This is a genomic window from Aeromonas sp. QDB30 (assembly GCF_027707645.1).
In the GTDB taxonomy this organism is placed as follows: Bacteria; Pseudomonadota; Gammaproteobacteria; order Enterobacterales; family Aeromonadaceae; genus Aeromonas; species Aeromonas caviae.
On the sequence record NZ_JAPCIY010000064.1, the window covers coordinates 1 to 25050 of the forward strand.

General features: G+C 62.7%; 22 protein-coding genes and 1 pseudogene. 11 read left to right on the forward strand and 12 right to left on the reverse strand.

Features of this window, described 5'->3' with window-relative positions:
- Positions 1-20: 20 nt before the first annotated feature.
- The 6 genes from PG896_RS16335 to cysG form a co-directional block, all read right to left on the reverse strand.
- Complete coding sequence (locus tag PG896_RS16335) at positions 21-1070, reverse strand: IS481-like element ISAs19 family transposase (protein WP_270835938.1); 1050 nt, start codon at positions 1068-1070, stop codon at positions 21-23.
- A 187-nt stretch (positions 1071-1257) separates the two neighbouring features.
- Positions 1258-1848, reverse strand: coding sequence for an adenylyl-sulfate kinase (gene cysC, locus PG896_RS16340; RefSeq protein ID WP_201955547.1), 591 nt, complete (start codon positions 1846-1848; stop codon positions 1258-1260).
- Positions 1849-2195: 347 nt separating this feature from the next.
- A complete protein-coding gene (locus PG896_RS16345; RefSeq protein ID WP_042016322.1) occupies positions 2196-3920 on the reverse strand; it encodes an SLC13 family permease in 1725 nt (574 codons plus the stop codon).
- Positions 3921-3924: 4 nt separating this feature from the next.
- On the reverse strand, positions 3925-5352 hold the full coding sequence (cysN, locus tag PG896_RS16350) for a sulfate adenylyltransferase subunit CysN (protein WP_010675597.1): 1428 nt from the start codon (positions 5350-5352) through the stop codon (positions 3925-3927).
- Positions 5353-5376: 24 nt separating this feature from the next.
- Positions 5377-6345, reverse strand: a complete 969-nt coding sequence (cysD, locus tag PG896_RS16355) for a sulfate adenylyltransferase subunit CysD (protein WP_052224733.1) — start codon at positions 6343-6345, stop codon at positions 5377-5379.
- A gap of 104 nt (positions 6346-6449) precedes the next feature.
- Positions 6450-7874: a siroheme synthase CysG gene (gene cysG / locus PG896_RS16360; RefSeq protein ID WP_201955545.1), complete on the reverse strand. Its 1425-nt coding sequence runs from the start codon at positions 7872-7874 to the stop codon at positions 6450-6452.
- Positions 7875-8071: 197 nt separating this feature from the next.
- Here cysG and PG896_RS16365 point away from each other — a divergent pair, with 197 nt between their 5' ends.
- Together PG896_RS16365 and PG896_RS16370 are read left to right on the forward strand one after the other, a co-directional pair.
- On the forward strand, positions 8072-8995 hold the full coding sequence (locus tag PG896_RS16365; protein ID WP_029314806.1) for an SPFH domain-containing protein: 924 nt from the start codon (positions 8072-8074) through the stop codon (positions 8993-8995).
- On the forward strand, positions 8992-9447 hold the full coding sequence (locus PG896_RS16370; protein WP_042864965.1) for an NfeD family protein: 456 nt from the start codon (positions 8992-8994) through the stop codon (positions 9445-9447). Before PG896_RS16365 ends, PG896_RS16370 begins: the two co-directional genes overlap by 4 nt.
- An 80-nt stretch (positions 9448-9527) precedes the next feature.
- On the opposite strand, the gene PG896_RS16375 is transcribed toward PG896_RS16370, so the two are convergent.
- The 3 genes from PG896_RS16375 to PG896_RS16385 form a co-directional block, all read right to left on the reverse strand.
- Entirely contained in the window at positions 9528-9773 is a 246-nt protein-coding gene (locus tag PG896_RS16375) for a hypothetical protein (RefSeq protein WP_010675602.1), read from the reverse strand.
- A gap of 306 nt (positions 9774-10079) precedes the next feature.
- A complete protein-coding gene (locus PG896_RS16380; RefSeq protein WP_270835940.1) occupies positions 10080-11129 on the reverse strand; it encodes an oxidoreductase in 1050 nt (349 codons plus the stop codon).
- A 103-nt stretch (positions 11130-11232) separates the two neighbouring features.
- Positions 11233-12396: a multidrug effflux MFS transporter gene (locus tag PG896_RS16385; RefSeq protein ID WP_029314807.1), complete on the reverse strand. Its 1164-nt coding sequence runs from the start codon at positions 12394-12396 to the stop codon at positions 11233-11235.
- Between the two features lie 234 nt (positions 12397-12630).
- Between PG896_RS16385 and rdgB the strand changes: the two genes are divergently transcribed.
- Positions 12631-13227 (forward strand): RdgB/HAM1 family non-canonical purine NTP pyrophosphatase, encoded by a 597-nt coding sequence (rdgB, locus tag PG896_RS16390; protein WP_010675605.1) that lies wholly within the window; start codon positions 12631-12633, stop codon positions 13225-13227.
- A gap of 132 nt (positions 13228-13359) precedes the next feature.
- Positions 13360-14505, forward strand: coding sequence for a radical SAM family heme chaperone HemW (gene hemW, locus PG896_RS16395; protein WP_270835941.1), 1146 nt, complete (start codon positions 13360-13362; stop codon positions 14503-14505).
- 116 nt (positions 14506-14621) lie between these two features.
- Here the strand turns inward: hemW and PG896_RS16400 are convergent, their stop codons facing one another.
- From PG896_RS16400 to zntR, 3 genes are all read right to left on the reverse strand, one after another.
- On the reverse strand, positions 14622-14840 hold the full coding sequence (locus PG896_RS16400; protein WP_069651880.1) for an alternative ribosome-rescue factor A: 219 nt from the start codon (positions 14838-14840) through the stop codon (positions 14622-14624).
- Between the two features lie 107 nt (positions 14841-14947).
- Positions 14948-15484 (reverse strand): dihydrofolate reductase family protein, encoded by a 537-nt coding sequence (locus PG896_RS16405; protein ID WP_103858029.1) that lies wholly within the window; start codon positions 15482-15484, stop codon positions 14948-14950.
- On the reverse strand, positions 15474-15911 hold the full coding sequence (zntR, locus tag PG896_RS16410) for a Zn(2+)-responsive transcriptional regulator (protein ID WP_010675609.1): 438 nt from the start codon (positions 15909-15911) through the stop codon (positions 15474-15476). Before zntR ends, PG896_RS16405 begins: the two co-directional genes overlap by 11 nt.
- Positions 15912-16343: 432 nt before the next feature.
- On the opposite strand from zntR, the gene purH reads away from it, so the two are divergent.
- From purH to PG896_RS21230, 7 genes and pseudogenes are all read left to right on the forward strand, one after another.
- Entirely contained in the window at positions 16344-17936 is a 1593-nt protein-coding gene (purH, locus tag PG896_RS16415; protein ID WP_010675610.1) for a bifunctional phosphoribosylaminoimidazolecarboxamide formyltransferase/IMP cyclohydrolase, read from the forward strand.
- Positions 17937-18042: 106 nt separating this feature from the next.
- Positions 18043-19332 carry a phosphoribosylamine--glycine ligase gene (purD, locus tag PG896_RS16420; RefSeq protein WP_041211074.1) on the forward strand — a complete coding sequence of 430 codons (1290 nt, stop codon included), beginning with the start codon at positions 18043-18045 and terminating at the stop codon, positions 19330-19332.
- Between the two features lie 405 nt (positions 19333-19737).
- Complete coding sequence (locus PG896_RS16425) at positions 19738-20112, forward strand: cytochrome b562 (RefSeq protein ID WP_049636098.1); 375 nt, start codon at positions 19738-19740, stop codon at positions 20110-20112.
- Positions 20093-20647 carry a cytochrome b/b6 domain-containing protein gene (locus PG896_RS16430; RefSeq protein WP_010675613.1) on the forward strand — a complete coding sequence of 185 codons (555 nt, stop codon included), beginning with the start codon at positions 20093-20095 and terminating at the stop codon, positions 20645-20647. Before PG896_RS16425 ends, PG896_RS16430 begins: the two co-directional genes overlap by 20 nt.
- A gap of 266 nt (positions 20648-20913) precedes the next feature.
- Entirely contained in the window at positions 20914-23490 is a 2577-nt protein-coding gene (locus tag PG896_RS16435) for an alpha amylase C-terminal domain-containing protein (RefSeq protein WP_161470266.1), read from the forward strand.
- Positions 23491-23637: 147 nt separating this feature from the next.
- Complete coding sequence (locus PG896_RS16440) at positions 23638-24108, forward strand: tetratricopeptide repeat protein (RefSeq protein WP_161470267.1); 471 nt, start codon at positions 23638-23640, stop codon at positions 24106-24108.
- Positions 24109-24391: 283 nt separating this feature from the next.
- Positions 24392-24655: pseudogene (locus tag PG896_RS21230) on the forward strand (Arm DNA-binding domain-containing protein); the annotation flags it as partial.
- Positions 24656-25050 lie beyond the last annotated feature (395 nt).

The window sequence follows — 25050 nt, forward strand, 5'->3', positions numbered from 1 at the left end:
GCGTGCATCGAGAAGACAGATTATCCCATCCCGGCAGAACTGATGCCGTCAACCCCGTCCTGGTGAATAGATACCTTTTTGAACATGCTGTAGGGGGTCTGACCCTCCATCATCCTGCCCTGATGTGGTCGCTGGTTGTTGTAGTGATCCAGATAGCTATCCAGGTCTGTCTGCATCTGCTCCACCGACTCATACCAGGTTGTCCTCCCTTTGATACGGAAGTGTTCATCCAACAAGGTTCGATGCAGCCGTTCGATAAAGCCGTTGCTCTGTGGCCTGCGTACCTTGGTGGTCCGGTGCTCAATCCCCTCCAGTTGCAGGAACAGCTCGTAGGGATGATGGTCAGGGCGCCCGCAGAACTCGCGCCCATTGTCCGACAGGATGGTATAGACCCGTGCCTCATGAGCCTCGAAGAACGGCAGCACCGTTTCGTTGAGCACATGGACCGACGTCACCGGCAGCTTGCTGGTGTAGAGCCGTCCCCAGGCGTGGCGGCTGTAGCAATCGAGCACGGTTTGCAGATACACCTTGCCCACCCCCTTGAGTGCGCCGACGAAGAAGGTGTCGACCGCCACCAGTTCCCCGGTGTAGTGAACCTCAATTTGGCGTTCGCGAAACTCGGGGCTGAAGCGCTCGAGCAGGCGGATCTGCTCGTCATTGAGCTCAATCGTCTGTTCCCTATGGGTTTTCTCGAGGCGCAACAAGCGGTCATGCTTGGAGAGCAAGTCGTGACGTTGCCACACGCCACGCACACCGCCTGCACTGACGTTGATGCCTTGCAGAGCCAGTTCTTGCGCGACCCGCAGCGGGCCATGGGTTGGTCTGGTGAGAGAGTAATCGAGGATGGCTTGCTCAATCTCGGGAGCGACCCGGTTGGGATGAGCCCCTTTACAGCCGGGGAGTTTGTCGAGCAAGCCCTCAGCCCCATAGGTCTGGTAGTTACGGCGAATCTCGTAGAACTGCTGGCGGCTGTAGCCGATGAGCTTGCAGGCTTTGCTGACGTTATTGAGCTCTTTGGCGAGCTCTAGCAGGCTGAGTTTGCGACGTGCTACTTTCTCGTTGGTGGTCATACGGTGACTCCGGATAACACGGTAGGGGTACCGTTTTGTTATCCGGTTTGAAGCCGTATGACCACTCCCTTTTGTGGGCAACTGTCAGGTGAATACCGTCTCCATACACGCAGCGTATTCGGACAATCGCGAATAACCGCGCCGAGATAACAATTCAGCTCCCTGTGTAAAACGGCCCACTCAACCACTACAAGTAATTCCCCAGCCTTAGCGCAGTCATCAACTCCTCCACCAGCGCATCCACCGGCTTGCCGGCGTTCAGCAGATGGATTTCCGGCTGATCCGGCGCCTCGTAGGCAGAATCGATACCGGTAAAATTGCGAATTTCCCCCGCCCGCGCCTTCTTGTAGAGCCCCTTGGGATCGCGCTCTTCACAGACGGCGAGCGGCGCATCCACAAACACTTCGACAAACTCCCCTTCACCCACGAGATTGCGCACCAGTTGCCGCTCGGCACGGAACGGCGAGATAAAGGCGGTGAGGACGATAAGTCCCGCATCCACCATGAGTTTTGCCACTTCGCCGACCCGGCGGATGTTCTCCTGACGGGCTGCATCATCGAAGCCGAGATCGCCGCAGAGGCCGTGGCGCACATTGTCCCCATCCAGCAGATAGGTATGCTTGCCCGCTGCCGCCAGCGCCTGCTCCAGCGCCCCCGCCAGGGTGGACTTGCCCGCCCCCGACAGCCCGGTGAACCAGATCACCAGGGGCTTTTGCCCCTTCTGCTCGGCCCGGCTCTGTTTGTCGACGGCATGCTGATGCCACACGATATTGCTCATCCAACACTCCTTGATTGGCGCTCACGCCTCAAAACTTAAACTGTCCGGCACCACAGGGAGCCGCCTCGGACTATCAGTCGACAACGTGCTGATGCCATGGCATTGCTCATCCAACACTCCTTGATTGGCGCTCATGCCGCAATACTGAAAACTGTCCGCTACCGCAGGAAGCCGCCTCGCACCATGAGGCGGCAAGATGCTGATGCCCTGATATTGCGCATGCAACACCCCCTGATTGGCGCTCACGCCTGGATGCCAGTACCCTGGCACTCCCCTGCATCATAAGCAGCCTTGATGAAAGCTGCGTTAACATAAGCAGCCCTTAACACATCCCCCGGTATCAGACCTTAAAACGGAAACAGCAGGGGCACCATGACGATCACCCCGATGCTGTAGGCCAGGGAGACCGGCAGGGCCAGCTTGAGATAATCCGGCATCTTGTAGTTGCCCGCCGCATAGACCATCAGGTTGGTCTGGTAGCCGTAGGGCAGGATAAAGCTGGAGCTCGCCCCGAACAGCACCGCCAGAATGAACGGCATGGTGGAGACGTCCATGCTGAGCGCCAGCTGGAATCCCATGGGGAAGGCCAGGGCCGCCGCCGCGTTGTTGCTCATCAGCTCCGTCAGCACCAGGGTAAACAGATAGATCCCCACGAAGGCGATAAAGGGACTGGCCCCGTTGAACTCCCCCATCAGCCAGTCGGCGATGAGCTTGGCCAGGCCGCTCTTCTCCAGCTGATCGGCGATGGCGAGGGCCCCGCCCACCACCAGCCAGATATCCAGCGGAAAGCGGCGGCGGATCTCGTCCAGGGTCAGGATGCGGGAGAAGAGCAGCACCACCAGCATCACCAGCAGCCCCTTGAAGAGCGGCACCAAATCGAGCACCGACAGGGTCAGCACCCCAAGGAACCCCGCCACCACGGCGGCGCTGCGCGTGGCATCGAGCCGGGTGGAGGCCTCCAGCCCGCTCACTACCACGAACTCGCGGGAGAGGGACTTGTTGCCAGCAAACTTGGGGCCGGGGGCCAGCAGCAGGGTATCCCCTGCGTGCAGCTCAATCTGGCCGAGGCCGCCGGTGAGCTGGGTCTCGCCCCGGCGCACCGCCAGCACCACCGCATCGAAATGGGTGCGAAACTCCGCATCCTTGATGGTCTGACCCACCAGGCGCGAGCTGTGGCTGACGATCACCTCCACCAGGTGCTGGCCGTTGAGGCGGTGCTGGCCGTAGAGATCCAGCCCCTTGAGCTCCTGCAACACGCCGACGCTCTCCACGTCGCCGCAGAACAGCAGCATGTCCCCCTCGTGCAACTCGTGTTCCGGCTGCACCGGGCAGATCACCTGGTTACCCCGGATGATCTCGGCGAGATAAAGGCTTTTCAGGCTGCGCAGGCCGTTCTCCTTGACGCTGCGCCCGGCCATCGGCGAGCCGGGGCCCACCTTGGCCTCGAGAAAATAGCCGGATTCCCGGCTCATCTCGGTGTCCTGCTCCGGCAGATGGCGGGCAAACAGCAGCACGGCCACCAGCCCTGTCAATAATGTGCCAGCACCCACCATAAAGAAGTCGAACATGCCGAGCGGCTTGGCCCCCATCTTGATGAGGAAGCTGTTGACGATGAGGTTGGTGGAGGTGCCGATCAGGGTCAGCACGCCGCCAAAGGTCGCCGCGAAGCACATGGGCAACAGCAGCCGGGAGGGCGCATGGTTGGGGTTGCGTTTGACCGCCCCCAGCATGGACGCCACCACGGCGGTGTTGTTGACGAACGCCGACAAGAAGGCGGTGGAAAACCACACCTTCACCAGCACCTTGTTGAAGGAGCCGGTGCCCACCAGATTGGCAAACCAGCTCATGACCCGGGTCTTCTCCACCGCGAGCGATACCAGCAGCAGCAACACCAGGGTCAGCAGGGCGCTGTTGGTGTAGCCCGCCACCACGGCGTTGATGTCCGCCAGGCCGCTCAGGTAGGTGATGAGCACGGCGCCCGAGAAGAGCAGCGCCGGCCGGAGTTTGCCCTGGATCAGCAGGGCGACGAGGGCAGCCAGCAGACCCAGCACCAGGGATTGTTGCCAGGTCATGGGCTTACTCCTTGCCGGAATCGTTGCTGATGGTCAGCGCCTGCCAGTGGGGGAAGTGCTTGCGCACCAGGGCGTTGAGCTCCACTTCGAACTCGCTGTATTGCCCTGCCATCACCTTGGCCGCCAGCCCTTCCACTATCATGCCGGCACCGACGGTGACGTTGGTCAGCCGGTCGATGAGGATGAAGCTGCCGGTGTCGCGGATCTCCTTGTAGGGGTCGAACGCCACCGGGTCGGTGAGGCTGAATTCGCACAGGCCGATCTCGTTGAGCTTGAGCTCGGAGGCGGGCAGCTCGTCGAGCTTGTTGATCTCGATGCGGTGGCGGATGGCCTCCACCTGGCCACGGCTCTTCTTGGTGGCCAGCTTGACGTCATAGACCCGGCCCGGTTGCAGGGACTCTTCCCCCATCCAGACGATGTGAGCCAGCACGTTCTGGGTCACCTGGGGCTTTTTCGCCGCATCCACCAGCAGGTCGCCCCGGCTGATGTCGATTTCGTCCGCGAAGGTGACCGTGATGGCCTGACCCGGCAGGGCGTACTCCAGATCCCCGTCGAAGGTGACGATGCGGGTCACCGTGCTCTCTTTGCCGGACGGCAGCACGGCAAGCTTGTCGCCCACCCGCAGGATGCCGGAGGCGAGCGTGCCAGCGAAGCCGCGAAAATCGAGGTTGGGGCGGTTCACGTACTGCACCGGCAGGCGCACCGGGTGACGCTCCAGCTCGCGCTCCACTTCGGCGGACTCCAGCAAGGAGAGCAGGGTCTCGCCCTGGTACCAGGCAAGCTTGTCGCTCGGGTTCACCACGTTGTCACCGTCCAGGGCCGAGACCGGCACGATGTGGATGGTGTCGACGCTGAGCTTCTTGGCGAATTCGCGGTACTCCAAGCTGATGCGATCGAACACCTCCTGGCTGAACTCCACCAGGTCCATCTTGTTCACTGCCACCACGAACTGCTTGATGCCGAGCAGGCTCGCGATAAAGCTGTGACGGCGGGTCTGATCCAGCACCCCCTTGCGGGCGTCGATCAGGATGATGGCCAGATCGCAGGTGGAGGCGCCGGTGGCCATGTTGCGGGTGTACTGCTCATGGCCCGGGGTGTCCGAGATGATGAATTTGCGCTTGGCGGTGGAGAAATAGCGATAGGCCACATCGATGGTGATGCCCTGCTCGCGCTCCGCCTGCAGGCCGTCCACCAGCAGGGCCAGGTCCAGCTTCTCGCCGGTGGTGCCGAGCTTCTGGCTGTCGGACTCCAGTGCCTTCAGCTGATCTTCATAGATCTGCTGGGAGTCGTGCAGCAGGCGGCCGATGAGGGTGCTCTTGCCGTCGTCCACGCTGCCGCAGGTGAGAAAACGCAGCAGGCTCTTGTGCTGCTGGGCGTGCAGGTAGGCTTCAATGCCCTGTTCGCTGATGGCGGTCTGAATGTGGTTGTTCATGTTGCGATTCCTTAGAACATTTTTTTAGAAATAGCCCTGACGCTTCTTCTGCTCCATGGAGCCGGCCTGATCGTGGTCGATGAGCCGCCCTTGCCGCTCGCTCGAGGTGGTGATCAGCATCTCTTCGATGATCTCCGGCAGGGTGGTGGCATTGGATTCGATGGCCCCGGTCAGCGGGTAGCAGCCGAGGGTACGGAAGCGCACCAGCTCCTGCTTCACTTCGTCTTCCGGGCCGATGGGCATGCGATCGTCATCCACCATGATCTTGATGCCGCCGCGATCCACCACGGGGCGCATGGCCGCGAAGTAGAGCGGGACTATGTCGATGTTCTCGAGATAGATGTATTGCCAGATGTCCAGCTCGGTCCAGTTGGAGAGCGGGAAGACACGGATGCTCTCCCCCTTGTTGACCTGGCTGTTGTAAACGCGCCACAGCTCCGGGCGCTGGTTCTTCGGATCCCAGCGGTGGGACTTGTCGCGGAAGGAGTAGACACGCTCCTTGGCACGGGATTTCTCCTCGTCGCGACGGGCACCACCGAAGGCGGCATCGAAGCCGTATTTGTTGAGCGCCTGCTTGAGCCCCTCGGTCTTCATGATGTCGGTGTGCTTGCTGCTGCCGTGCACGAAGGGGTTGATGTCCATGGCCAGACCGTCCGGGTTCTTGTGGACGATGAGATCCAGCCCGAACTTCTTGGCGGTCTCGTCCCGGAACTTGATCATCTCCTTGAACTTCCAGTTGGTGTCCACGTGGAGCAGGGGGAAGGGGATCTTGCCCGGGTAGAAGGCCTTGCGGGCCAGGTGCAGCATGACGGAGGAGTCCTTGCCGATGGAGTACATCATCACCGGGTTTTCAAATTCGGCGGCCACCTCGCGGATGATATGGATGCTCTCGGCTTCCAGTTGCTGCAGGTGAGTCAGTCGCTCGCGGGTGACACCTGCACGGATGCTCTGTGCATCGGATGGCTGCAGTTGGGTCAGTCTTTCACGGTCCATGTCTGGGTCCTCGGTTCATTGCTATCGCACCTGCTCGGGGCGCGGTGTTGGTTCAGTTCGGTGCCGCCTTGGCCGCACCGTCAAATCGATTCGGGTCTCGCCTCTCAGGTCAGGCTCACCAGCTTGAGCTCGTGGCCGCTTTCTGCCTCCTGCCCTTGCCCCTGTTCGCCAAACCAGGCGAGTTGCTGGCGCAGGGCCACCACTTCACCGATGACGATAAGCGACGGGCTCACCGCCTGCTGGGCCAGCTCGGCCAGATCCGCCAGGGTGCCGGTCAGCACCCGCTGACGGGCCGTGGTGCCCCGCTCGATGATGGCGATAGGGGTGGCGGCGCGTCGGCCATGGCTCACCAGTTGCTGCTGGATATGCTCGGAGCGCATCAGCCCCATGTAGATGACCAGGGTCTGGTTGGTGGCCGCAAGCTGCTGCCAGTCGGGCTCCTTGCCCTCCTTCTGGCAGTGGCCGGTGATGAAGACGGCGCTCTGGGCATGGTCGCGGTGGGTGAGCGGAATGCCCGCATAGGCGGTGGCACCGGCGGCGGCGGTGATGCCGGGCACCACGGAGAAGGGAATGCCCTCCTCTGCCAGCACTTCCAGCTCCTCGCCGCCACGGCCGAACATGAAGGGATCGCCCCCCTTGAGGCGCACCACCCGGTTGCCCGCTTTGGCGTATTCCACCAAGAGGCGGTTGGTCTCTTCCTGGGGCACGCTGTGGGCCCCCGCCTTCTTGCCGACCGACACCAGGGTGGCGTCGCGGCGCACCAGGTCCAGGATCTCGGGGGAGACCAGCTGGTCATAGAGCACCACTTCGGCCTGTTGAATCTGTTGCAGCGCCTTGAGGGTCAAGAGGCCAGGATCCCCCGGGCCCGCCCCCACCAGCACCACTTCGCCCACTTCGGTACGGGCTTTGTCCAGTCCCTCGTTCAGCCACTGCTCGGCCCCTTGCCAATCGGCTTTCTCAATCAGACCGGCCAGGGTGTTGGAGGCAAAGGCGCGCTCCCAGAAGCGGCGGCGATCGGAGAGGGAGGCCAGCACCTGCTTGGCCCGGCTGCGCACCCGGCCGGAGAGCTCCGCCAAACCGCCGAGGTGGCGGGGCAGCAGGCTCTCGAGCCGCTCGCGCAACAGACGCACCAGCACGGGGGCCTTGCCGCCGCTGGAGACGGCCACCACGATGGGGCTGCGATCGATGATGGAGGGGAAGATAAAGCTGGAGCGCTCGGGGTCATCCACCAGATTGACGAACAGACCGCGCTCGGTGGCGCTCTGGTAGACCAGGGCGTTGACCTCGAGATCGTCGGTCGCGGCCACCACCAGGATCTGCCCTGCCAGGTGGGCCGGGTCGAAACGCGCCGCCACATGGGTGAAGCGACCGGCAAATTCATGGAACTCGGGCTCGATCGCGGGAGAGACCAGGGTGATCCGGGCACCTGCCGCCAGCAGCAGGCGCGCCTTGCGCAGGGCAACCTCGCCCCCGCCCACCAGCAGTACCGGGCGGCCTTCCAACCTGGCAAACATAGGTAAATAATCCATCAGGGCCCGCTCCTCGGCATCGCGACATCTGGGGCGACTATAGGCAGGAGCGCTTATCCCTCAAAATAATAAAAAATGCTCTTTAATGCGTTTTGGTAATTAGTAAAGCCGTATGGCGGCAATAGAGAAGCGAATCTGCTTGTGGTGGATGGCACCAGACCCTAGGCTAGTGAAAGTGTTTCATAAGGAGCTTAATCATGAATGAGTCATTGATTGTATTGGGGATCTTCATATTCCTGGTACTCGCCACCCTGAGTGCCGGCATCAAGATAGTGCCCCAGGGTTACAACTGGACCGTGGAGCGCTTCGGCCGCTACACCCGCACCCTCTCCCCGGGCCTCAACCTGCTGATCCCCTACATCGACCGCATCGGCCACAAGATCATCATGATGGAGCAGGTGCTGGACATCCCGGCCCAGGAGGTGATCTCCCGGGACAACGCCAACGTCACCATCGACGCCATCAGCTTCGTGCAGGTGGTGGATGCCCGCAAGGCGGGCTACGAGGTCAACGATCTCACCAGTGCCATCCGCAATCTCACCATGACCAACATGCGGACCGTGCTCGGCGCCATGGAGCTGGACGAAATGCTCTCCCAGCGCGACACCATCAACGAGAAGCTGCTGCGCACCATGGATGCGGCCACCGCCCCCTGGGGCATCAAGGTGACCCGGATCGAGATCAAGGATGTGCGACCGCCCCTCGCCCTGGTGGAAGCCATGAACGCCCAGATGAAGGCCGAACGCCAGAAGCGGGCCGAGGTGCTGGAGGCCGAAGGGGTGCGCCAGTCCAAGATCTTGAAGGCCGAAGGGGAGAAGCAGTCCCAGATCCTGAAAGCCGAGGGTGAACGTCAGGCTGCCTTCCTCGCCGCTGAAGCGCGGGAGCGGGCCGCCGAGGCGGAAGCCAAGGCGACCCACATGGTCTCCCAGGCGATCGCCGAGGGCGACATGCAGGCCATCAACTACTTCGTGGCCCAGAAATACACCGAGGCCCTGGCCCGCATCGGTGAAGGCCCCAACAGCAAGATCATCATGATGCCCCTGGAAGCGGGCAGCCTGATAGGCTCGGTGGCGGGCATGGCCGAGCTGTTCAACAAAGACGGCAAGGCGGGCAAATCATGACAGCCCTGTTCGAGGGGCTGACCCACTGGCACTGGCTGGGGCTTGGCTTCGTGCTGCTGGCCATCGAGGTGATGGGGTCGGTGGGCTTCCTGCTCTGGACCGGCATCGCCGCCCTGGAGGTGGGACTCTTGCTGCTGGTCTGGCCCTTCGGCTGGCAGGCGCAGTTGCTGCTCTTCGCCCTGCAATCCCTGCTCACCACCTGGGCCTGGTGGCGCTGGCAGCATCGCCGGGATCGCTCCGGGCTGGATGCCGCCGCTCCCATCAACGAGCGGATGCAAAGCTACATGGGCCGCGAGCTGACCCTGCTGGACGAGGTCAGCCAGGGGATGAGCCGGGTGCATCTGGACGACACCGTCTGGACGGTGCGCTGCAACGCGCCGCTGCCGGCCGGCAGCCGGGTCAAGGTGGTGGGGGCCGACTCCCACATCCTGCTGGTGGAACCCCTCGACTGACCGGGCAGCGCCCCGCCATGGCCATAAAAAAACGGGCCCGGCGCGAGTGCGCCGGGCCCGTTTTTCAATGAGGTGCTGGCTTAGTTGGCCTTGGCATCGCTCACGGCAGCTTCAGCCTTGGTGGCCACGTCAGCGGCAGCCTTCTCGACAGTAGCGGAAGCTTCGGAAGCAGCCTTCTCGACGGTAGCAGACGCTTCGCTAGCGGCTTTCTCGACAGTGGCAGCAACGTCTGCGGCCGGGGTCGCAGCCGGAGCGGCAGCTTCTTCTTTCTGACCACAGGCGGTCAACATCAGACCCAGGATACCGGCTACCAGTACTTTGTTCATGTGCATACCCTCAAAAAAAGATGGAGAGATGGTGCAGGGACCATCACTGTACGCCCCGGCTCCTGTCGGCACACCGGCCGCTGGAGCCCGAAGGCGCGCGAAATATATCCCCATATGCGGCCGATGAAAACGCGTATCACAATGATATTTTCTCGTTGGCATGATAAGAAACACTGCTGCAACGACAAATATTAATATAAAACACCCATTAATCACCATATTCGCACAACAAATCGCCAATTACCTGGCAATTGCCAGTCAGCCATTGTCTTTCTGTCAGGCTCTCGGCGCTGCCGGATAACGCCGTCAGTCAGACAGCTTCTGACAAGGCAGGCGCCGCCCCTGCTGGTCGCTCTCCCGGGCCAGGTCCAGCAAGGCCATCACCGCCAGAGCCTCGTCGGCCGGCACCGGGTTCTCCCCTTCTCCCCGGATGGCGGCGCAGACACAGCGATAGTAGGCGCCGTAGTCCCCCGCCTCGCCAGCCACGGTCTGCTGCAGGAGCTGACCGTCCCGGATCTGGCTGAGCTGGCCGGGGGCGGGATCCACGCCCCAGTCCGCCGCCGGAGGCCGCTTGCCCTCCTTGAGCTGCTCCTCCTGCACGTCCATGCCGAACTTGATGAAGGAGCCCTGACTGCCGTGCACCACGAAGCGGGGCATCACGGCCGACACCAGACAACTGCCGTGCAGAATGACCCGCATCTCGCCGTAACCCAGCACCACATGGAAGTAGTCGTCCGCCAGGGCCCCGGGGCGCTGCTTGCCCAGATCCGCCTGCAACCAGTCCGGCTGACCGAACAGCTGAAGCGACTGATCGAGGATATGGGGGCCGAGATCGAACCAGAGACCGGAGCCCGGGCCGCCCGCCTCGCGCCAGCGCTGGCGCACCTCGGGGCGATAACGGTCGAAGTGGGATTCGAACTGGGCAACTTGCCCCAACGCTCCCTCCGCCAGCAGACGGCGCACCGTGAGGAAGTCCCCGTCCCAGCGTCGGTTGTGGAAGATGCTGAGCAGCCGTTGCTGCTTCTCCGCCAACTCGACCAGCGCCTTCGCTTCGGCCAGATCCAGGGCGAACGGCTTGTCGATCACCACGTGCTTGCCCGCCAGCAGGGCCTCGCGAGCGATGGGGGCATGGGTGTCGTTGGGGGTGGCGATCACCACCAGATCGAGGCTGTCATCGGCCAGCACCTGCTCCAGGGTGCCGACCCGGGTGCCGGGCAACGCGGCCTGTACCTTGGCGGCATCCCGGCTCACCACCCAGCGCAGGGTCAGGCCCGGGGTCGTGGCCAGGAAGGGGGCGTGAAAGGTCTGTCCTGCGAAGCCGTATCCCACCAGGGCGGCGTTGATTGTGTGGCTCATCCGGTTTTCTCCACGGGTCTGTGATCATGCGAGGCAGGCGAGGTCACCTGAAAAAGAGAAGGGGGCTCAAGGCCCCCTGAGTGTGCTCATCAGAGCACAGGATTTATTGCAAACACAAGCGCCGGCCCTGGCGGGTCATCAGCATCACCAGCGGGGGCAGCAGCAGCCACATGTGCAGGGCCAGCTGGCTCAGGGGATCCGGCATCAGCCAACCGGTGATCCCCACCAGGGCGCCGGAGCCGCTCATCTGGAACAGGCCGAGCAGGGCGGCCGCAGTGCCGGCGCAGTGGCCGAAGGGGGCCAGCGCCATACCCGCGGCGGCGCCCAGGATCATCGCAAAGCCGATGCTGGAGAGGAACACCGGGCCCATCATGGCCAGCGGGTGCGGGATGTGCATGGCCAGGGTCAGGGTGATGGCGGAGAGCAGCACCACCAGCAGGCCGATGCGCAGGGTCCGTCTTGGCCCTACCCGGGCGATGAAGCGCGGGGCCAGGAAGCAGGCCAGGATGTTGAGGGCCGCATTGGCGGTAAACCAGTAGCTGAAGCCACTCATGTCCAGCCCCAGGGTTACCATCAGTTGTACCGGCGCCGCCGTCACGTAGGCGAGGATCACCGCCATCGCCAGCATGCACAGCGCCGCGTTGAACAGGAAGCTCGGGGAGCGCAGCACCGGGCTGTAGCGGGACCAACTGATGAGCGGGCCAGCACTGCTGGTCTCCTCAGGGCGGGTTTCCGGCATCCGCCACAGCAGCCAGCTGCCGACCACGACGGCGTAACCCGCCATGAACCAGAAGTTCGCCGACCAGCCCGCCTTGGCGGTGAGCCAGCCACCCAGCAGGGGCGCCAGTGCGGGGATAAAGCAGATGGCACCGTTCAGATAGGAGATCATCTGACCGCTCTTCTTGGGGCCATAGCTGTCACGGACCACCGAGAAGGCGGCCACCGAGGTGGCGCAGGCCCCGAAGCCTTGCAGCACCCGCGCCAGCATCAGCTCGCCCAGGCTGGCGGCAAAGCCGGCTGCCAGGGCGCTCAGGCCGTAGAGCAGCACGCCCCCCAGGGCAATGGGTTTGCGCCCGTAGCGATCGGCGAGCGGCCCCACCAGCAGTTGCCCCAGCCCCATGCTGAACAGGAACCAGGTGATGGTGCCCTGCATCAGGGTCACTTCGGCCCCCAGCTGCTCGGCCATCTGGGGGATGGCAGGCAGATAGATGTCGATGGCCAGCGGGCTGAACAACACCAGGAGTACAAGCAAAAGAATCAATGGCATCAGTCACCTCAAGCCCTAGGAATATCGATTGGGCCGCGAGTCTACTGACTCAGAGTAATGAATTGAAATGGTATTTAATCACTTCGGTTATTCCCTGCTGGAAACATGTATCTCTTCCACCTCTCAGGGGGTGGAACCAGGATCCCCCGTTGGCACCGGATCCCGGGCAATTGGCGCTTTTACTAAACCCCTCCCCCGCATAGAATGCGCAGATTATTTTTGCGGAGGTGTGTGATGAACAAGCTTGTCCTGGCAACAGGGAACCAGAAAAAGGTGAAGGAATTGGCCGCCATGCTGGCCGATATGAAGATCCAGGTGATCCCGCAGAGCGAGTTTGCAGTCTCCGATGCCGACGAGACCGGCACCACCTTCGTCGAGAATGCCATCATCAAGGCCCGCCACGCCGCCCGCGTCACCGGCCTGCCCGCCGTGGCCGACGACTCCGGTCTGGAAGTGGATCTGCTGCACGGCCGCCCCGGCGTCTACTCCGCCCGTTTTGCCGGTGCCGGTGCCAGCGACAAGGAGAACATCGACAAACTGCTGGCCGAGCTCAAGGGCGCGCCGGATTACCTGAAAAGCGCCCGCTTCTGGTGCGTGCTGGTCTACATGCGCCACGCCGACGATCCCACCCCCATCATCTGCCAGGCGAGCTGGGAGGGGATGATCATCGACGAACCCCGCGGTCAGCACGGCTTCGGCTACGACCCGGTGTTCTTCGTGCCCGACCACGACTGCACCTCGGCCCAGATGCCGGCGGAGCTCAAGAACCAGCTCAGCCACCGTGGCCAGGCGCTGGCCAAGCTCAAAGCGGCCCTGGCGGCGGTCAACTAAAGCGCTGTCTCCCGCCGCGTTGTCATCTACAATGGGGGCCGTCGGCCCCCGTTTCGTTCGCGGCGCCCCGCCCGTTGTCACCGGCAACCAGGGCCACCCGACCCCATTTGATTGTTGAATACTGGAAATCCCATGCTGCAACTGCCGCCCCTCTCCCTCTATATCCACGTGCCCTGGTGCGTCCAGAAGTGCCCCTACTGCGACTTCAACTCCCACGCCCAGAAGGGGGAACTGCCCCACCTCGAGTACGTGGCGGCCCTGCTGGAGGATCTGGAGCAGGATCTGCACTGGGCCCAGGGGCGCCCCCTCTCCTCCATCTTTATCGGTGGCGGCACGCCGAGCCTGCTCTCCGTCGACGCCATGCAGGCGCTGCTGGACGGGGTGCGCGCACGGATCGCACTGACCCCGGACTGCGAGATCACCATGGAGGCCAACCCGGGCACGGTGGAGGCGGACAAGTTCGCCGGCTTCCAAAAAGCGGGCATCAACCGCATCTCCATCGGGGTGCAGAGCTTCCAGCAGGAGAAATTGACCCGGCTCGGTCGCATTCACGGCCCCGAGGAGGCGCGCAAGGCCGCCGAACTGGCCCACGCCATCGCGCTTCCCACCTTCAACCTGGATCTGATGCACGGCCTGCCGGATCAGAGCCTGGACGATGCGCTCTACGACCTGCAGCAGGCTATCGACTGCGCGCCGCCGCACCTCTCCTGGTATCAGCTCACCATAGAGCCGAACACGGCATTCGCCTCCAAGCCCCCCACATTGCCGGAAGATGACACCCTGTGGGACATCTACGAGCAGGGCCACGCCATGCTGACCGCCCGGGGCTATCAGCAGTACGAGATCTCGGCCTATGCCAAAGAGGGGTATCAGTGCCGCCACAACCTCAACTACTGGCGCTTTGGCGACTATCTGGGGATCGGCTGCGGCGCCCACGGCAAGGTGACGGATCTCGCGAGCCAGCAGATCCTGCGTACCGCCAAGGTGAAGCATCCGAAAGGTTATCTGGATCCGAGCCGCCCCTATCTGGACAGCCAATGGCAGGTGAGCGCGGACGATCTGCCGCTCGAGTACTTCATGAACCGATTCAGATTGTTTGAACCCGCCCCCAAGGCGGAGTTCGAGGCCTTCACGGGGCTACCGCTGGAGCGGGTGGAGACCATGCTCGCCATCGCCCGGACCAAGGAGCTTATCGAGGATCTTGGCGATAGCTGGCAGCTCACGTCCCTCGGGCATCGCTACCTCAACGTGCTGCTCGAACTCTTTATGGACGAGTGAGCACGGGTTCACTCTCTTGCGTCAAGACCGCAAGTCAGCACCAGCGAATAGAACAACAATCAGGGCGCTATTGGCGCCCTGATTGTGTTAACTGATGCCTTGCGGCAGAAACCCGCTCAGCAGCAGACGCTTGCCATCTGCTGTTGGCCGGGCTCCCACCGCTTGCCGTGCTTGGCCTTGCGCTGATAGCTGCCCTTGCCCTTCTTGCTCGGCTCGACCCGGGCCTGGAACAGGGGGGAGGTCACCAGTGCCTTGAGGTGGTTGTCCTGAATGGTGCCGCGCTGATGTTCGCAGGCGGGTTCGGCGGTGACACAGGTCACCTTCTTCTTGGCCATATGGGCTCCTTGATGGGGGTGTCGTGTTTGCCTATCGTCCCTGCCTGGAAGGGCAGATGGCGAAAAACGCGCCGATTGTGCGCCTCTTGCCTCCCCCGTGCAAGCTGTCAGGCGGGGTGATAGATAACCCGCACCAGGCCGCTTGGCAGCACGGCGCTCGACACCGGTCTCAACCCTGCGGGGAGAGGCCCGGTAAAGAGCGGGATCCCGCCCCCCAGGGTGACCGGCACCCAGAACAGGGTCAGCTCGTCCACCAGGGCCCCCTGCAGACCCTGCCTCACCAGCTCCCCGCCATCCAGATAGAGGTGACGGCTTCCCCCCTGCCACAACTCGTCCAGCACCTGCGCCAGCGCCCCCTGCCGGAAGGAGACCCGAGGACGGGGGTCGGCGGGCCTGTGGGTCAGTACCACCAGCGGCTTGTCCCCGTAGGGCCACTCGGGAAAGGCGCTCACGATATCGTAGGTGTTGCGCCCCATCAGCAGGGTGTCCGCGCTCGCCATCAGGGCGCTGTAGCCGGTCTCCTGCGGCCCGTCGCCACCATAGGGGGCCAGCCATGCCAGATCGCCCCCCTCCCCGGCGATGAAACCGTCGAGGGAGAGGGCGAGAAAGGCGGAGACCCGGGGCCGACGCAGCTCAGTGCTCATGGTCGTGATGCTCGTGGCGGGAAGGGGCGCCGGACTCCAGGGTCTCGAGGATGGCGCAGTGCTCCGCCGAGCGCGGGCCGCCGCAGCAGATGTCGGAGAGGGCCTTCAGGTTCTCGCGAAAACGGGTCAGCTCCAGGAGCTTCTGCTCCACCTGTTCGAGCTTGGTGTCAGCCACCGCCTTCACCTCCTGGCAGGTGACCTTGGCCTTGTTGGTGTCGAGGGCAAGCAGCTCGCCGATGTCCGCGAGGGAGAAGCCCACCGACTTGGCGCGGATGATGAACTCCAGCCGCCGCTTGTCCTGCTCCCCGTAGAGGCGATAGCCGGATTCGTTGCGAATGCCCGGCGAGATGAGGCCGTTCTTCTCATAAAAGCGCAGGGTGTCGGCCTTCACCCCGCACGCCTTGGCCAGTTCACCGATCCGATACATGGTCCTCTCCCCCCGCATGACATTCCCGACATGGTACTCAATATAAACCGGCCTCCACTATCACCTCTTTGCCCGGCGATTGCCAGTCAAAGGCAGGAAAGCAGCAGCTAACCCCTCACTTGCCGGCCATTTATCCCCAAAACACTGAAAAGACAAACGTTTCACAAAAATTCACCAGAAAACGTTTAACGCCGCATCCCACAAGGGTTTGTCTCTTTAAAAAATCCACCACAGGTCACATTTTTTGTGTAGAATACGCGCCCACAAGAGAGCGTCGCGTCAAGCGGGCATTTCCTAAAACGCTTTTGCCAACGGCCGCCCCGGGCGAGAGTGGTTTGCGAAATCCCCCACTTCCATTTATTTGGGGACTCTCTGTGTGTTGAGCCTCGCCTCCCATGGAACGGTCCCCGTTATGCTGAGGACGATAGTGTGATGGAACAAGCTCGACCCATTCGCCGTGCACTGCTGAGTGTGTCTGACAAGACTGGCATCCTGGAATTTGCCAAGGCACTCGACGCGCGTGGTGTGGCCCTGCTCTCCACCGGTGGTACCGCCAAGCTGCTGGCCGATGCGGGCCTGCCGGTGACCGAGGTGTCCGACTACACCGGATTCCCCGAGATGATGGACGGCCGGGTCAAGACCCTGCATCCCAAGGTACACGGCGGCATTCTCGGCCGTCGCGACCGGGATGACGCCATCATGGCCGAGCACGCTATCTCCCCCATCGACATGGTCGTCGTCAACCTCTATCCCTTCGCCGCCACCGTGGCCAAAGCCGGTTGCACCCTGGAAGACGCCGTCGAGAACATCGACATCGGCGGCCCGACCATGGTCCGCTCCGCTGCCAAGAACCACAAGGACGTCACCATCGTCGTCAAGGCCTCCGACTATGACCGCGTCATCGCCGAGATGGATGGCAACGGCAACAGCCTGACCCTCTCCACCCGCTTCGATCTGGCCATCGCCGCCTTCGAGCACACCGCCGCCTACGACGGCATGATCGCCAACTACTTCGGCACCCTGGTGCCCTCCTACGGCGAAAACAAGGAAGGCGACGAAGAGTCCCGCTTCCCCCGCACCTTCAACAGCCAGTTCATCAAGAAGCAGGACATGCGCTATGGCGAGAACAGCCACCAGGCTGCCGCCTTCTACGCCGAAGAGCAGGCCGCGCCGGGCTCGGTAGCAAGCGCCATCCAGCTGCAGGGCAAGGCCCTCTCCTACAACAACATTGCCGACACTGATGCGGCGCTGGAGTGCGTGAAGGAGTTCAGCGAACCGGCCTGCGTCATCGTCAAGCATGCCAACCCCTGCGGCGTCGCCATCGGTGACGACCTGCTGGCTGCCTACGATCGCGCCTACCAGACCGACCCCACCTCGGCCTTTGGCGGCATCATCGCCTTCAACCGCGAACTGGACGGCGAGACCGCTGCGGCCATCGTTGCCCGCCAGTTCGTGGAAGTGATCATCGCTCCCAGCATCAGCCAGGCAGCCCGCGAGGCGGTCGCCGCCAAGCAGAACGTGCGCCTGCTGGAGTGCGGCCAGTGGACTGCCCCGGCGCAAGGCTTTGACTTCAAGCGCGTCAACGGCGGCCTGCTGGTGCAGGAGCGCGATCTGGGCATGGTGACGCTCGGGGATCTGACCGTGGTCAGCCAGCGTCAGCCTACCGAGGCCGAGCTGCAGGATCTGCTGTTCTGCTGGAAGGTCGCCAAGTTCGTCAAATCCAACGCCATCGTCTACGCCAAGAACGGCCAGACCATCGGCGTGGGAGCCGGCCAGATGAGCCGCGTCTACTCTGCCAAGATCGCTGGCATCAAGGCCGAGGATGAAGGGCTGACCGTGGCGGGCTCCGTCATGGCCTCCGACGCCTTCTTCCCGTTCCGCGACGGCATCGATGCCGCCGCTGCCGCGGGCATCTCCTGCGTCATCCAGCCAGGTGGCTCGATGCGCGACCAGGAGGTGATCGACGCCGCCAACGAACACGGCATGTGCATGGTGTTCACCAACATGCGTCATTTCCGTCACTGACAGCCCAGGGCCGCCGATGGCGGCCCTGCCTCTTTAGCACCGGATCCTTTCCACTGGCAGGTTGCCACCGCAGCGCCAGTGAACTCAGACAGAAGCGAGCGAGACGATGAAAGTACTGATCATTGGCAACGGCGGCCGTGAACACGCCCTGGCCTGGAAGGCCAAACACTCCCCCCTGGTGACCCAGGTCTTCGTGGCACCGGGCAATGCGGGCACCCAGCTTGAGCCGGGCATCGAGAACGTCGCCATCCAGGCCACCGACATCGAGGGCCTGCTGGCCTTCGCCAAGGCGAACCAGATCGGCCTCACCATCGTCGGACCGGAAGCCCCCCTGGTGAAAGGGGTGGTCGATGCCTTCCGCGCCGCCGATCAGACCATCTTCGGCCCGACCGCCGCCGCTGCCCAGCTCGAAGGCTCCAAGGCCTTCACCAAGGACTTCCTGGCCCGCCACGCCATTCCCACCGCCGATTACCAGAACTTCACCGAGGTGGAGCCGGCGCTGGCCTATCTGCGCGAGAAGGGCGCCCCCATCGTCATCAAGGCCGACGGTCTGGCCGCTGGCAAAGGGGTGATCGTCGCCATGACCCTCGACGAGGCGGAAGCGGCGGTGCGTGACATGCTCTCCGGCAATGCCTTCGGCGATGCTGGCGCCCGGGTGGTGATCGAGGAGTTCCTGGACGGGGAAGAGGCGAGCTTCATCGTCATGGTGGACGGCGAGCACGTGCTGCCCATGGCCACCAGCCAGGATCACAAGCGCGCCTTCGACGGCGACACCGGCCCCAACACCGGCGGCATGGGGGCTTACTCCCCGGCCCCCGTGGTGACCGACGAAGTGCACCAGCGCGTGATGGAACGGGTGATCATGCCGACCGTGCGCGGCATGGCGGCCGAGGGCAACGTCTACACCGGCTTCCTCTACGCCGGCCTGATGATCGATGCCGAGGGCAACCCCAAGGTGATCGAGTTCAACTGCCGCTTCGGCGACCCCGAAACCCAGCCCATCATGCTGCGGATGCAGTCCGATCTGGTGGATCTCTGCCTCGCCGCCTGCGCCGGCCAGCTGGATCAGAAGGAAGCCGTCTATGACCCCCGTGCCGCCATCGGCGTGGTGCTGGCGGCGGGTGGCTATCCCGGCGACTACACCAGCAACCACCCCATCAGCGGTCTGCCGGTGGACGAAGTGGCAGGGGAGAAGGTGTTCCATGCAGGCACCCGCCTGGAAGGACACACCAGCCTGACCCAGGGTGGCCGCGTGCTGTGCGCCACCGCCCTCGGCCACACGGTGCAGGAAGCCCAGCAGCGGGCCTATGCCCTGGCTGGCCGCATCCAGTGGGACGGCATCTTCTATCGCAAGGACATCGGCTGGCGTGCCATCGAGCGCGAGCAGGCCGAATAAGGGCCGGATCCCGATCACTCAAAGGGCCTGCGGGCCCTTTTTTTGTTGCACGGCGTCTGTACGGGCAGTGAAATCGTCCATGGATTATGACTTTCAAAAACAAAAACACCTGAAAAACTCACCTGACGTTAAAAAACCGATGTGTGATAAATAATGGCAGCATGATTCACTGCCTGCGGGCCCCTTCCCGGACCAGATGCGCGCCCTTGTATCCCTGCCGGAGGCGAGATCCGGTGGCCGTTCTCTTTCGGCTACATTCCCACAGCAATCCCCTGCACAATTCGTCACAATTGGTCGCACTTTCTTCATACAATGATCGCCCTTTCATGGCATCATGATGCGTGAAACCGCACTCAAATGAGTGCTATAACAACCTGCAATCTCGTCGTCTCATAAGGAAATCCCATGCTGAAAACTGTGCGTCCCCTGCTGCTGCCCCTGATGTTCGGCCTGATGGCCCTGCCTGCCATGGCCGGCGATCTGGAGCAGCCGATGAAGAAGATCGGCTTCAACTACAAGCAGGCCGTCAAGGCCGACGACGCGGCCACCATGGAGAAATACATCAAGGAGATGAAGGCCCAGCTGGACGTCGCCAAGAGCAAGAACATGCCCGCCGCCAAGAAGGAGAAGTTCCTGGAAGGCATGACCGAAGTGCAGAGCGAGCTGGATGCCAGCCTGGCAGCCCTCCAGGCCGGTGACGAAGCCAAGGCGCGCGAGCACCTGGCCAAGGTCAACGACCTGAAGAAGGAGTACCACAACTATGCCAAGCAAAAAGGCTGATCCCTTCCACTGGGATGCTCTGGTGCGCCTCACCCACTGGGGTGTGGCGGCCATCTGTATCGGCAACCTCTGGCTCAACGAGGCGGGCGAGGAGTGGCACGAGCGGATGGGATACGCCGTCATGGTGCTCATCGGCATACGCCTGCTGTGGGGGCTCACCTTCGCTCGCGGCCACGCCCGCCTGCGCGCCCTCATCCCGAGCCGGGAGGATTTTCGCCATCAGGCCGACGCCCTGCGCGAACGGACCCCGCCCACCCCGGGCCATCACGGCAGCGGCAAGCTGGCGGTCTGGGCACTCTGGCTGCTGGTACTCGCCACCGCAGGGACCGGCTGGTTCCAGAACACCGAGACCGGCTTCGATCTGGGGGCGGACGACTGGCACGAGTGGTGCACCTGGGCACTCCAGGGTATGATCGCCCTGCACCTGTGCGCCATCGCCTACACCTCCTGGCGCCAGCGCAGCAACCTGGTCACCCGCATGCTGCCAGGGCGTCGTGCCCGGGCCAGTGCCGGGCAGCAGGAACCCAACGTCTGAACGTTCACGGGGCCCTGCGGGGCCCCTGTTCATCCCCTTCGCTACCCGCTTGACGGGATCTCGCACCGATCTGCTCCCCTCTGCCCCCTCCTGCTGCCACCGAATAGCATGAAAGCATTTTCATTCACATTTCTTAATTAATTCAGCTTGTTCGATTTTCAACCACGTCGATTTCATGAATGCTACGGAGCTGAACGAGGTTGTTTGTTGTCCGTTCGACTACACGACAGTGATACGTCAATAACAAGATCGAAGGGAAAATCGTCATGCACAACACACTGTTTCGAACCGCCCTGCTGGCGGCGGCACTCGGCTCTTTCAGCCACACTGCCAGCGCCGAAGGGGTCATGGTTCACCTGTTCCAATGGAAGTTCAACGACATCGCCAACGAGTGCGAGACCGTGCTCGGGCCCAAGGGGTTCGGTGGCGTCCAGATCACCCCACCCACCGAGCACAAGCAGGGCAGCCAGGTCTGGTGGACCGTCTATCAACCGGTCAGCTTCAAGAATTTCAACAGCTTCGGCGGTAGCGAGGCAGAGCTCAGGAGCATGATCGCCCGCTGCAACGCGGCCGGGGTCAAGGTCTATGCCGACGCCGTCTTCAACCAGCTGGCATCGGGTTCCGGCACCGCCACCGGCGGCGGCAGCTACAACTCGGGGCAATACCAATATCCCCAGTTCGGCTACAACGACTTCCACCACAGCGGCGACATCACCAACTACGGCGACAGCAACAACGTCTGGAACGGCGCCCTCTACGGCATGCCGGACCTCAATACCGGCTCATCCTACGTCCAGGATCAGATCGCCACCTACATGAAGACCCTGCTCGGCTGGGGCGTGGCGGGCTTTCGCATCGATGCGGCCAAGCACATGGCGCCGGCCGATGTGAAGGCCATCCTCGACAAGGCAGGCAGCCCCAGGGCCTACCTGGAGGTGATCGGCGCTGGCGGGGAGTCCCCCGACATTCAGCCGGGCCGCTACACCTATATCGACACCGTCACCGACTTCAAATACGGCACCGATCTTGCCGCCAACTTCAACGGCCAGATCAAGAACCTCAAGACCCTGGGCGAGAGCTGGGGCCTGCTCCCCTCCAACAAGGCCTTCGTCTTCGTGGTCAACCACGACCGCGAACGCGGCCACGGCGGTGGCGGCATGCTCACCTTCATGAGCGGTGCCCGCTACGATCTGGCCAACACCTTCATGATGGCCTGGCCCTATGGCTGGAAGCAGGTGATGTCGGGCTATCGCTTTGAAAACATGGGCACCTATGAAACCGACAAGGGGGCGCCGGGCAGCACGCCCTGCACGGACAGCCAGTGGAACTGCGAACAGCGCCGACCGACCATCATGAACATGGCCCTGTTCCACAACCGGACCGAAGGCCAGCCCGTCAGCAACTGGTGGGACAACGGCAACAATCAGATAGCCTTCAGCCGCGGTGACAAGGGCTTCGTCGCCATCAACAACGAGAGCGGCAGCCTGGTGGCCTCGGTGCAGACCGGCCTGCCGGCCGGCGAGTACTGCAACCTCCTGGGGGGCAATGACTACTGCAGCGGCGGCTATGTCACCGTCGATGGCAGCGGCAAGGCCAGCCTGAACGTCCCCGGCATGAAGGCGGCCGCCATCATCGCCGGTTGCACCAAGGCCAGCCCCTGCGGCGGTTCCGTCCTGCCGGGCAACAAGTTCAGCAGCATGAACCTGCGCGGCACCCACAACGCCTGGGGCAACACCCCCATGACCGTCGATGCCAACCGTGTCTGGTCCGCCACCCTCACCCTGACCGGCAACGGTGACGCCACCGGTGCCCAGCGCTTCAAGTTCGACGTCTTCGGCAACTGGGCCGAGAGCTACGGCGACAACGAAGGGGATGGCATCGCCGACAAGGGCAGCAGCAAGGATATCCTGGTCAGCGGGGCGGGCACCTACCGCATCACCCTGAGCGAGAGCGATCTGCGCTACACGGTCACCCCCCTCACCAGCAACCAGGCACCGGTCGCCGCCCTCTCTCCCAAAACCCTCAGCGTCAAGGCGGGCGAGAGCGTGGTGTTCGACGCCTCCGCTTCCAGCGATGATGGCGGTGTGGTGAGCTACAGCTGGTCCAGCGGGGGCACCGCCGCCACGGAGACGGTCCGGTTCGATACCCCGGGTACCCATACCGTGACGGTCACCGTGACCGATGCGGAAGGGTTGACCGCCAGTGCCAGCGCCACCGTGACCGTCACCGACGACAACGGCACCTACGCCAGCGTATTGCCCACCCTGAACTTCCGCGGCACCCCCAATGCCTGGGGATCCCTTGCCATGACGCTGATCGCCGACAATCAGTGGGAAGCCCTGGTCACCTTCGACGGTCAGACCAACCAGCGCTTCAAATTCGACGTCAAGGGGGACTGGACCCAGAACTACGGCGACACCAACAAGGACGGCGTGGCCGAACTGACCGGCAGTGACATCCTCACCCCGGTCATCGGCCAGTACCGGGTACGTTTCAACGATCAGACCCTGCAATACAGCCTGATTCCGGTGAGCGTCACCTATGCCAAGAATGTCGCCAGCCTCAACATTCGCGGCACCACCAACAACTGGGGCACCACCCCCATGTCCCTGGTCGGGGATCACCTCTGGCAGGCCAGCGTCACCTTCACCGGCAGCGGTGATGGCAACGGCGGTCAGCGCTTCAAGTTCGACGTCAAGGGAGACTGGACCCAGAACTACGGCGACACCAACAAGGATGGCGTGGCCGAGCTGGCCGGGGCAGACATCACCACGGCAGTGGTCGGTGCCTATGTGGTGCGCTTCAACGACCAGACCCTGGCCTACAGCCTGAGCGCCCAGTAAGGCTGGACACACGCCAGGGCCATTGCGCCCCGGCGCCGAACCAGGCCTCTCGCCATCGGCGGGAGGCCTTTTTCATGGCCCCATGACCCGTTCCCCGCCAGCCTGTCGGCAGGCATACTGATCCTTCATCCCTATGCAGGAGCACATATGAAACAGTTGAACACCCTCAAGGCCGAGGGACGGATCGAGGAAGCCCGTCAGCACGGTCTGCTGCAACTCATCGCGCACCCGGCCCACGCCGAGCTGCATTACGAAGTGTCCGGACTGCACGACATGCTGGGGCGAGAGGCCGAGGCCATTCCGCTCTATCAGAAGGCCGTGTCGCTGGGGCTTGGCGAGGCGTCGCTGCGCGGGGCCCTGCTTGGACTTGGCAGCTCCTATCGCACCACGGGCCGTCATGCCGAGGCGCTGGCCACCTTTGACGAGGCCCTGGCCCGCTTCCCCTATGCCGTGGAGTTCAAGGTGTTTCGTGCCATGACCTGCTACAACCTGGGGCGCAACAAGGAGGGGATGGAGACGCTGCTGGGGATCCTCGCGACCACCACCACGGATCCCGCCCTGCTTCCCTACAGGCGCGCCATGGCACTCTATGCCGAGGATCTGGACAGACGCTGGTGAACGCCAGAAACGACAAAGCCGCTCAAAAGAGCGGCTTTTTCTGAAAATGGTGGCCCCTGGGGGACTTGAACCCACGACCAATCGATTATGAGTCGTGAATTTAACGTTTTCACAACGTTTCAGCTTGTCTTGATATTGCCAGAAAAACCCCTTAAATCACAGACATATAGCCAAAACGCTTGTATCATTGGAACTCATAAAGTATCGGGTAGCTTCACCTTAAAAGCACCCATTACAGCACCCATTTTAACGTTTGGGTGCCTTTAGCTGAGACCAATCGACTATGCCGCTAACACACAACGAGATCGCCGCGCTGGTGGCGAAAGAAAGCGCCTATCGCCGGATGGATGATGACCGCACCCGTGGAGCAGGTGGGCTAGGCGTCAAAGTGTTGCCGAGTGGCGGCAAGATGTTTGTGTTTTGCTATACCCGCAACGGGGACCGCGCCTTCATTCAGCTTGGCCGCTTTCCAACCCTCTCCCTTGCCGATGCCCGCGAAAAGGCCAAGGCATTCAGCCAAATGATCCGCGATGGCCTAGACCCTAAAGACGAACTGGCCCGCCAAGACAGGGAGCGGGAGCAGGAGAAACGGGAGCATGAACAGCAAGGCACCATTGAGCAGCTATTCAAAAGCTACACCGAGCAGATGAAGAAGGACGGCAAGCGCACCCATGCCGCCGTGCTGCTGGCCTTGGAGAAAGAGACGTATCCAGTCATCAAACCCACGACCAAAGCCAAGGACGTGACCGCGCACGACATAAAAATCATTCTGGCGCACATGATCCGTCGTGGCGCTGATACCCAATCCAATCGCGTCAGAAGCTACCTGATGGCGGCGTTTAATCACGGCCTCAAACATGACAACGTATCTATTCACCAGGACGGGGTTGACGGCATCAGTTCTGCCGGGATGGGATAATCTGTCTTCTCGATGCACGCCCT